8 protein-coding genes are annotated in these 9,950 nt (G+C 67.9%); 5 read left to right on the top strand and 3 right to left on the bottom strand.

Going from position 1 to position 9,950, the window contains the following annotated elements:
- Positions 1 to 502 precede the first annotated feature (502 nt).
- Positions 503 to 1,225 (bottom strand): UMP kinase, encoded by a 723-nt coding sequence (pyrH, locus tag GLA29479_RS06955; RefSeq protein ID WP_057917485.1) that lies wholly within the window; start codon positions 1,223 to 1,225, stop codon positions 503 to 505.
- Between the two features lie 248 nt (positions 1,226 to 1,473).
- Here pyrH and GLA29479_RS06950 point away from each other — a divergent pair, with 248 nt between their 5' ends.
- Both GLA29479_RS06950 and GLA29479_RS06945 read left to right on the top strand, forming a co-directional pair.
- Positions 1,474 to 2,166, top strand: a complete 693-nt coding sequence (locus GLA29479_RS06950; protein ID WP_057919994.1) for an AIM24 family protein — start codon at positions 1,474 to 1,476, stop codon at positions 2,164 to 2,166.
- Between the two features lie 184 nt (positions 2,167 to 2,350).
- Positions 2,351 to 2,578, top strand: coding sequence for a hypothetical protein (locus GLA29479_RS06945; RefSeq protein ID WP_031370436.1), 228 nt, complete (start codon positions 2,351 to 2,353; stop codon positions 2,576 to 2,578).
- A 342-nt stretch (positions 2,579 to 2,920) separates the two neighbouring features.
- Here the strand turns inward: GLA29479_RS06945 and tsf are convergent, their stop codons facing one another.
- Positions 2,921 to 3,802, bottom strand: a complete 882-nt coding sequence (gene tsf, locus GLA29479_RS06940; RefSeq protein ID WP_031370437.1) for a translation elongation factor Ts — start codon at positions 3,800 to 3,802, stop codon at positions 2,921 to 2,923.
- A 158-nt stretch (positions 3,803 to 3,960) separates the two neighbouring features.
- Entirely contained in the window at positions 3,961 to 4,818 is an 858-nt protein-coding gene (gene rpsB / locus GLA29479_RS06935) for a 30S ribosomal protein S2 (protein WP_057917487.1), read from the bottom strand.
- Positions 4,819 to 5,512: 694 nt separating this feature from the next.
- Between rpsB and map the strand changes: the two genes are divergently transcribed.
- Genes map through dapD form a run of 3 tightly spaced genes read left to right on the top strand, consistent with a single transcriptional unit; the run spans position 5,513 to position 9,860 of the window.
- Positions 5,513 to 6,289: a type I methionyl aminopeptidase gene (map, locus tag GLA29479_RS06930; protein ID WP_057917488.1), complete on the top strand. Its 777-nt coding sequence runs from the start codon at positions 5,513 to 5,515 to the stop codon at positions 6,287 to 6,289.
- On the top strand, positions 6,286 to 8,970 hold the full coding sequence (glnD, locus tag GLA29479_RS06925) for a [protein-PII] uridylyltransferase (RefSeq protein ID WP_057971162.1): 2,685 nt from the start codon (positions 6,286 to 6,288) through the stop codon (positions 8,968 to 8,970). The genes map and glnD overlap by 4 nt, the downstream gene beginning before the upstream one ends.
- Positions 8,946 to 9,860, top strand: a complete 915-nt coding sequence (dapD, locus tag GLA29479_RS06920) for a 2,3,4,5-tetrahydropyridine-2,6-dicarboxylate N-succinyltransferase (protein ID WP_425478923.1) — start codon at positions 8,946 to 8,948, stop codon at positions 9,858 to 9,860. Before glnD ends, dapD begins: the two co-directional genes overlap by 25 nt.
- The last annotated feature ends 90 nt before the right edge of the window (positions 9,861 to 9,950 follow it).

The following is a 9,950-nucleotide window of genomic DNA, read 5'->3' as shown; positions in this document are numbered from 1 at the left end:
CGGAAGAGGGGCGTCGTGCCGCGGCGGAGGGACGGCGTGCGGCGGAGGAAGCCCGGCGCGAGGCGGAGAAGAGCCGGCGCGAGGCCGAGCGGGCGCGAGCGCAGGCTCAGCGCGATGCGGTCCAGGCCCGAGTGCAGGCGCATGCGATAGGCGAACACGGCGAGGCCGGGCAGGTGGCTGCGCAGGCCAGGCATACCGCCGAATTGGCGTTACGTCAGACCGCCGAGGCGACGCGTGCCGCCGTCGAGGTTGCGCGCGAGGTGGCCGAGGCCACCCGCGAACTGGGCGAGGAAGGCTGAGCCCGAGCGGCGTTTGGACTGTCGCTGGCCAGCCTGAAACGCATATGGTCGCCATGGCATGCGAACGGGCGGCTGAAACGCAAACGCCCCCTGCGACATGAAAACGGCCGCATGAAACGAAAACGGCCGCATGAAACGAAAACGGCCGCCCCAGGGCGGCCGTTGCGGCCATTGCAGCTGTCGCGTTGAGTCGCGGCAGGGGCTTAGTTGCGGCCCTTGACCAGGGTGCCGATGTTCTCGCCGCGCAGGATTTTCAGCAGCACGCCCGGCTGGCCCATGTCGAAGATGCGCAGCGGCAGTTCGCTGTCGCGGCACAGCGCGAACGCCGCGGTGTCCATGACCTGCAAGTCGCGGGTGATGACGTCGTCGTAGGTGAGCTTGTCGAAGCGCACCGCGTCGGCGTGCTTCTTCGGGTCCTTGTCGTACACGCCGTCGACCTTGGTCGCCTTCAGTAACAGGTCGGCGCCGATCTCGATCGCGCGCAGGGCGGCGCCGGAATCGGTGGTGAAGAACGGGCTGCCGACGCCGGCGGCGAAGATCGCCAGACGGCCTTTTTCCAGGTGGCGGATGGCGCGGCGGCGGATGTAGTCCTCGCACACGTCGTTGATCTTGATCGCGCTCATGACCCGCACCTTGGCGCCGAGCTTCTCGAGCGAATCCTGCATCGCCAGGGCGTTGATGACGGTGGCGAGCATGCCCATCTGGTCGCCGGTGACCCGGTCCATGCCGCCGGCGGCGAGGCCGGCGCCGCGGAAGATGTTGCCGCCGCCGATCACCAGCGCGATTTCCGCGCCGGCCTGCTGGACTTCGATGACTTCGCGGGCGAGGCGCCCGATCACCTTGGGATCGATGCCGTAGTCCTCGTCCCCCATCAACGCCTCGCCGGAAAGTTTCAACAGGACACGGCGATAGGCGAGCTGGGACATGGGGCATTCTCGGGGAGGCGGGCAGCGGCAGAATTGTAGCTCAAGCGCCCACCCCCGGGTCGTGCGCAAACGGGCCTCCGGCGCTCGCGAAGGCCTTGCCGGACGCGTTCGCGGGAGCGGATTGCCGTACGGCGACCCTCGTTCCGACACGGCGATCCCTTATGATCCCGCCGCCGGTCCAGATTGGAACCGCCGTATCGCGCCCGTGCCGTCCCGGCACGCGCCGCGCACCACCCAAGGAGATGGAAGTGTCGATCAAGAACCTCAACGAATTCGTCGAAGCCTCGAAGCAGAAGGACCTCAGCCAGGAAGTGTTCGAGCTGGAAAGCTCGCACCTGCTCGAAGTCAAGCTCGACGGCCGGGTCTGGGCCAAGGCCGGCTCGATGGTGGCGTACCGCGGCGGCGTCAAGTTCGTGCGCCAGGGCGTGTTGGAGCAGGGCCTGAGCAACCTGCTGAAGAAGGCGATCAGCGGCGAAGGCACGCAGTTGATGAAGATGGAAGGCAAGGGCCGGGTCTACATCGCCGACGCCGGCAAGAAGATCACCCTGCTGCGCCTGGGCGGCGAGTCGATCTACGTCAACGGCAACGACGTGCTGGCCTACGAGGACGGCATCGCCGCCGACATCAAGATGATGCGCAAGGTCTCGGGCATGATGTCCGGCGGCCTGTTCAACATCAAACTCAGCGGCAGCGGCGTGGTCGCGATCACCTCGCATTACGAGCCGCTGACCCTGGCGGTGACTCCGGACCAGCCGGTGTTCACCGACCCGAACGCGACCGTCGCCTGGTCCGGCGGCCTCAGCCCGGACATCGTCACCGACATCTCCCTGGGCACCCTGTTCGGGCGCGGCTCGGGCGAGAGCGTGCAGCTCAAGTTCGCCGGCACCGGCTGGGTGGTCGTGCAGCCGTACGAAGAGGTGTATTTCCAGCAGGCCGGCTGAGCCGGCGCGGTAGCGTTCGCGCTGCCGCGGCCGCCGTGATCAGGTCCGAAAGCGCACGGCCGCGAGAGATCGCGGCCGTGTCGCGTCGGGGGCGGGGGAATCTGACAGGTGTCGCAGGGAGGCGGACGCGGCCGGATTATGATCGGCTCGGCGAATCGGTTCGCCTAACCCAGGAGGGGTTGCCATGACGTTTCGGAATACCGTGTGCGCGTTGGGCTTGTCGGGCCTGTTGCTGTTCCTGCCGGTGGCCCAGGCCGATCCGGCCGAGGGCTCGTTCCGCACCGAGACCACCTGCGAATACCAGGGCTGGGCCTACGAGATCGTGCTGACCAAGTACCGCTACACCGGCGGTCAGTGGGTGGTGATCTCGCAGAGTTCGCACTACGCCGAGTCCTGCCCGCCGATCGAGTGAGGCGGGGCGGCGCTGGCCGCGTCCGCGCGGGTTGCGGGCCGGGTCAGTCAAGAGAGGCCGCGGATTCCGCGGCCTTTTTTGGGGCCGGGATGCGGGAATAGGGAATAGGGAATCGAACGACGCAACCGTCTCCGTCGTTCCTGCGAAGGCGGGAACCCAGGGCTTTCGGGCGAGAACGCTTGAAGTTTCTGGGTTCCCGCCTTCGCAGGAACGACGGGATGATGGTTACGCTGTTCCCGATTCCCGATTCCCGATTCCCGATTCCCGATTCCCGATTCCCGCCCAAAGAAAAAGGCCGCGGAATCCGCGGCCTTTTTCGTACTGCTTCGAAGCGACGGTGGCTTACGCCAGGCCGGCCTGCTTCATGACTTCGGCGGCGAAGTCGTCGACCTGCTTCTCGATGCCTTCGCCGACGGCGATGCGCTGCATGCTGACCACGTCGGCGCCGGCGGCCTTGACCACCTGCTCGACGGTCTGATCGGTGTTCAGCACGTAGGGCTGGCCGTACAGGGTGACTTCGTTGACGATCTTGGCGATCTTGCCGCCGATGATCTTCTCCAGGATGTCGGCCGGCTTGGACTTGTCCTTGTCGGACATCTTGGCCAGTTCGATTTCCTTTTCCTTCGCCACGAACTCGGCCGGGACGTCGCTGGCCTTGATGTGCGGCGGGTTCATCGCGGCAACGTGCATGGCCAGGCCGCGGGCCAGGTCGGCATCGCCGCCCTTGAGCTCGATCAGCACGCCGATGCGGCCGCCGTGAACATAGGCAGCGACGTTGTTGGCGCTGTCGATCTGGATCAGGCGACGCACCTGCAGGTTCTCGCCGACCTTGGCGATGACGGCGGCGCGGGTTTCCTCGACGGTTTCGCCGGAAGCCAGCTTGACCGCCTTCAGCGCCTCGGCGTCGACGGCGCCCGAGCTCAGCGCGGCCTGGGCCACGGTCTCGGTGAAGGACAGGAAGTTGGCGTCCTTGGCGACGAAGTCGGTTTCGGAGTTGATCTCGACCAGCACGGCCTTGCCGCCGTCCTGGGCGACCGCGATGCGGCCTTCGGCAGCGACGCGGCCGGCCTTCTTGTCGGCCTTGGCCAGGCCCGACTTGCGCAGCCACTCGGCCGCGGCGTCGATGTCGCCGTTGTTTTCGACGAGCGCCTTCTTGCACTCCATCATGCCGGCGCCGGTGCGCTCGCGGAGTTCCTTGACCAGGGAAGCGGAAATTTCAGCCATGGGGTTACCTCGGGTGTTCGATAAAGTCCGGGCAGGAGCGGCGTAAGCCGCGTTTCATCGCTGACTGCGGCGATGCATCGCGGCTTACGCCGCTGCTACCCGGAGCGGATACGGGTAAGTGCAGCCGCGCAGTTTGGCGCGGCTGCATTACATGACGCTTACTCGGCAGCCGGCGCTTCGCCGTCGGCCTTCTTGGCGGCCGGGGCGGCAGCCGGAGCCGGGCCCTTCTTGGCCGGTGCGCGGCCGCGCGGAGCGGACTTGCGGTCGTCCTTGGCGGCGCCGTCTTCGGCGGCTTCGGCGAAGTCTTCCTCGCGGACGCTGCCGACCTGCGGAGCGGCGGCCTTGCCTTCGAGCACGGCGTCGGCGGCGGCGCGGGCGTACAGCTGCACGGCGCGGATGGCGTCGTCGTTGCCCGGGATCGCGTAGTCGACCAGGGCCGGGTCGTAGTTGGTGTCGACCACCGCGATGACCGGGATGCCGAGCTTCTTGGCTTCCTTGATCGCGATGTCTTCATGGCCGATGTCGATCACGAACAGAGCGTCGGGCAGACGGTTCATGTCCTTGATGCCGCCCAGCGAGGCTTCCAGCTTGTCGCGCTCGCGGCGCAGGCCCAGCACTTCGTGCTTGACCATCTTCTGGAAGGTGCCGTCGGTTTCGCCGGCTTCCAGTTCCTTCAGGCGCGAGACCGACTGCTTGACGGTGCGGAAGTTGGTCAGCGTGCCGCCCAGCCAGCGCTGGGTCATGTACGGCATGTTGCAGCGCTGCGCTTCTTCCTTGATCGAATCGCGCGCCGAACGCTTGGTGCCGATGAACAGGATGGTGCCGCGCTTCTGGGCGATGCCCGAGATGAAGTTCATCGCGTCGTTGAACAGCGGAACGGTCTTCTCGAGGTTGATGATGTGGATCTTGCCGCGGGCGCCGAAGATGTACGGGCCCATCTTGGGATTCCAGTAGCGCGTCTGGTGGCCGAAATGGACGCCGGCTTCCAGCATCTGACGCATGGTGATCTGAGGCATTGCGATAACTCCGAAGGCAAGGGAACCGACCGCCGATTGAGTGATGGCGGCTCGCCGCGGACGCGGGTCCGTGGCGAAGGGTTCCGGGGTTGGGCCTCCCTGTCGCTTCCGTGTCCGAACCTGCGGAGCCGAGCTTGCGATCGGTCCCTCAGGCACCCCGGCACGGGCTGTGGCGGCAGGTGTGTATTCGTCGGTGACGCCCGACGTGGGCGGCGCGATTCGGTCCGGTGAAGCAGGTCGGTCCGGTCGCAGAGCCGCGGAAGTGTAACGGGGACGGGGGGCTTGGGGCAAGTTGAGGGGGCTGGGCCGGGGTGAGGCGAGGGCGGGGCGGCTAAGCAGGCGCCACGGCCGCCTGGTAGCGGCCCTGTAGCGGCCCGGATTGCGTGGCTGCCGCCCTTGAGACTCACCATCTCAGCATTGGCTGAGAAATCCGCCCATCAGGGCCGACCGGCCCGATTGAGCCGGCCCCGGCCGGCTGTGCCGAGCGCTGGTCCGGCTTGCGCGGTCGCCTGGCCTTCGCCCTGAAGGTGGTCGCTGCTCGGGTGTTCGCCGACCGCCCTGTGCCGCACGGTCCACATAGGGGCGTCGCCTAGGGGCGCCGCCGTCGGCGAGCTCGCCGACGATGGCACGCAGCGTCGCGTCGACGACGCCCGCGACGCGTGAAGGGCGGCCCCGATTAAGCGATAATGCCGGCATGGCTATTTCCATCAAGACACCCGAAGACATCGAGAAGATGCGCGTCGCCGGCCGCCTGGCCGCCGAGGTGCTGCAGATCGTCGCTCCCTACGTGAAGCCGGGCGTCAGCACCGGCGAGCTGGACCGCATCTGCAACGAGCACATCGTCAACGTGCAGAAAGCGATTCCGGCCAACGTCGGCTACAAGGGCTTTCCGAAGACCGTGTGCACCTCGGTCAACAACGTGATCTGCCACGGCATCCCGAGCGACAGCAAGATCCTCAAGGACGGCGACATCGTCAACATCGACGTCACCGTGATCAAGGACGGCTGGCACGGCGACACCAGCCGCATGTATTACGTCGGCACGCCCTCGGTCATGGCCAAGCGTCTGGTCGACGTGACCCGCGAAGCGATGTTCCGCGGCATCCGCCTGGTGCGGCCGGGCATCACCCTCGGCGACATCGGCCACGCCATCCAGACCTACGCCGAAGCCGAGCGCTTCAGCGTGGTGCGCGACTACTGCGGCCACGGCATCGGCCGCGTCTATCACGAAGACCCGCAGGTGCTGCATCACGGCCGTCCCGGCGAAGGCGTGAAGCTCGTGCCCGGCATGACCTTCACCATCGAGCCGATGATCAACGAAGGCACCTACCGCCATAAGACCCTGCCGGACGGCTGGACCGTGGTGACCAAGGACCGCAAGTTGTCGGCGCAGTGGGAGCACACCGTCGCGGTGACCGAGGACGGCGTCGAAATCCTGACCCGCGTGCCGGGCGACGATAACGACCTATGACCGGCCCCGTCGCCGGCGATCGGCCTGACGAACGATTGGCCGATCGGTCGGCGGCGCCCGATGCGGCGACGCCCGCCGCCGGCAGCCCGGCGGCGATCCGCGCAGCCCTGAGCGCGGTCGACGCCGCCCTCGCGCAGCGTTTCGACAGCGACCCCGATGCCGACATCGACCGCCTGCTGCGCGCGCGCACCGACGCGGTCGATGCGCAGGTGCGTGCGGCCTGGCAGGCCTGCATCGACGAGGCCGCGCCGCTGGCCTTGTTCGCGGTCGGCGGCTACGGCCGCGGCGAATTGTTTCCGCAGTCGGACATCGACTTGCTGGTGCTCGCCGATTCGCAGGCCCAGACCGCCCAGGCCGAACAACTCGGCTGCTTTTTCGCCTCGCTGTGGGACGCCGGCTTGCCGGTCGGCCACGCCGTGCGCTCGGCCGAGCAGTGCACCGAAGCCGCGGCCGACCTGAGCGTATTGACCGCGATGCTGGAAGCGCGCCCGCTCGCCGCCGGCGCGGTCGCGCAGATGGCGCTGCAGGCGGCGATCTCGCCGTCGCAGGTGTGGCCGGCGCGCGAGTTTTTCATCGCCAAGCGCGAAGAGCTGCGCCTGCGTCACGCCCGTTACGGCGACACCGCCGACAACCTCGAGCCCAATCTCAAGGAAGGCCCGGGCGGCATGCGCGACGTGCAGACCCTGCACTGGATGGCGCTGCGGATCATCGGCACCTCCGACCTGGAATCGCTGGTGTCGATCGGCCAACTCGGGCCGGACGAACTGACCACGCTGGAGCGCGAACGCCGGACCTTGTCGCGTTTGCGCTTCGGGCTGCATCTGGTCGCGCGCAAGCGCGAAGAACGCTTGCGTTTCGACTACCAGAAGCTGCTCGCCGAACGCCTGGGGCATGTCGACAACGCCGACAACCTCGCTGTCGAGCAGATGATGCAGGGTTTCTATCGCAGCGCCGCGCTGGTGCTGCGCATCGGCGAGCGTCTGCTGCAGCGCTTCGAGGAGCAGATCGAAGGCGAGGCCGTGCCGGTGCCGCTGGACGGCGTGTTCGAGGCCTTCGAGTTGCGTCGCGACTACATTGCTGCGCGCGACGCCGAGTGGCCGCGCGACGCTTCCGAGGTGTTCGCCCTGTTCGCGGCCTGGGCCGCGCACGACGAGATCCGCGGCCTGCACTCGCAGACCGCGCGCGCGCTGGCCGAGGCGCTGGCGCGGGTGCCGAGCTTCGTCCAGGCCGAGCCGGCGCTGCGCGAGCGCTTCATCAAGATCCTGCGCGGCCCGCATCCGGTGCACGCGCTCGAACGCATGGCCCGCCTGGGCGTGCTCGGGCGCTGGATTCCGGCGTTCTCGAAAGTCTCCGGGCGCATGCAGTTCGACCTGTTCCATGTCTACACGGTCGACCAGCACACCCTAGCGGTGCTGCGCAATCTCGCCCGCTTCGCCTCCGGCGTGGCCGACGAACGTTTCAGCATCGCCCACGAAGTCTGGCCGCGCCTGCGCAAGCCGGAACTATTGCTGCTTGCCGGCCTGTTCCACGACATCGCCAAGGGCCGCGGCGGCGATCATTCCGAACTCGGCGGCGACGACGCGCGCGTGTTCTGCTCGACCATGGGCCTGAGCGAGTCCGACACCGCCCTGGTCGAATGGCTGGTGCGCCAGCATCTGCTGATGTCGGTGACCGCGCAGAAGCAGGACATCGCCGACCCCGACGTGATCCATCGCTTCGCCACCAAGGTCGCCGATCGCGAGCACCTCGATCATCTCTATCTGCTGACCTGCGCCGACATCGCCGGCACCTCGCCGAAGCTGTGGAACGCGTGGAAGGACCGGCTGCTCGCCGACCTCTACACCGCCACCCGCCTGGCCTTGCGGCGCGGGCTCGAACACCCGGTCGCCGGCGCCGAGCGCGCCGCCGAGACGCGCGAAGCCGCGCAGGCCATGTTGGCCGCGTTCGGCGCGCGCGACGACGAGATCGCCGCCTTGTTCGCGCGCATGCCCGAGATCGCCTTCCAGCGCGGCCGCCCCGACCAGATCGCCTGGCAGGCCGCCTCGTTGCGCGGCATCGCGCTCGGCGACACCCGCGTGCGTGCACGGCCGGTTAGCGCCCACGGCGGCGCCCATGCCGGCGCGCTGGAAGTGTTCGTGCATTCGCCCGACCGCGACGGCCTGTTCGCCGCGATCGTCGCCACCCTCGACCGGCTCGGCCTGGCGATCCAGCAGGCGCGCGTGCTCGACGGCCCGCAAGGCGCGATCTTCGACACCTTCGAGGTGGTGCCGACCGATCCGCGCCAGCCGCCGAGCGCCGAGGACGTCGAACGGCGCCTGGAAGCGACCCTGGCCGGCCCGCTCGAACGGATCAAGCCGGCGCGCCGCGCACAACCGCGGCACCTGCGTCATTTCCGCATCGTCCCGCAGATCGTGTTCGCCTCGTTCAGCAAGGACGAAGCCGCGAGTGCGCGCACCACCTTGAGCCTGGTCTGCACCGACCGTCCCGGCCTGCTGGCCGACGTCGCCCAGACTTTGCGCAAACAGCGCCTGCGCGTGTACGACGCGCGCATCGCCACCTTCGGCGAACGCGCCGAAGACGTATTCCAGATCACCGACGGGCGCGATCGCGCGCTCGACGAAACGCAACAGCAGGCCCTGCGCGATGCGCTGCTGGCCTGCCTCGAAGGAGACAGTCGATGAGCCCCGCCAAGAAGACCGCCAAGAAGACCGCACGCAAGAAGAGCAACGAAGTGCCGGGCATCGACGAGCTGAAGTTCATGATCGACAGCGCTTTCGAGCGCCGCAGCATGCTCACGCCCGACGAAATCGAAGGCTCGACCCGGCCCACCGTCGAGCGCGTCATCGCCGGCCTCGAGCAGGGCGAGTTCCGCGTCGCCGAGCCCGACGGCAAGGGCGGCTGGAGCGTCAACGAGTGGCTGAAGAAGGCGGTGCTGCTGTACTTCCGCGTCAACGACATGCAGGTCGTCGAAGCCGACCCGGCGCCGTTCTGGGACAAGGTGCCGGCGCGCTTCGAGGGCTACGGCGAAGCCGATTTCCGCAAGCTCGGCGCGCGCGTCGTGCCCGGCGCGATCGCCCGCCGCGGCGCCTACATCGGCAAGGACGTGGTGCTGATGCCGAGCTTCGTCAACATCGGCGCGCACGTCGGCGAAGGCACCATGGTCGACACCTGGGCCACGGTCGGTTCCTGCGCCCAGATCGGCAAGCACTGCCACTTGTCCGGCGGCGCCGGCATCGGCGGCGTGCTCGAACCGCTGCAGGCTTCGCCGACCATCATCGAAGACCATTGCTTCATCGGCGCGCGTTCGGAAGTGGTCGAAGGCTTCGTCGTCGGCCACCACAGCGTGATCGGCATGGGCGTGTTCCTCGGCCAGAGCACCCGCGTCTACAACCGCGCCACCGGCGAGATCAGCTACGGCCGCGTACCGCCGTACAGCGTGGTGGTGTCGGGTCAGCTGCCGGCCAAGGACGGATCGCATTCGCTGTACTGCGCGGTCATCGTCAAGCAGGTCGACGCCAAGACGCGTTCGAAGACCAGCATCAACGACCTGCTGCGCGGGTTGGCCGACTGAGGCGAGGAACGAGTTCGCGGGAACGAGTAACGAGCGGCGAAGGCTGCTTGCCGTTCCCAGCGGCTCGTGGGCTCATCGAGGCGGCGAAGG

It is taken from the genome of Lysobacter antibioticus (genome assembly GCF_001442535.1).
Classification (GTDB): Bacteria; Pseudomonadota; Gammaproteobacteria; order Xanthomonadales; family Xanthomonadaceae; genus Lysobacter; species Lysobacter antibioticus.
This window is presented reverse-complemented; position numbering and strand designations above follow the sequence as displayed.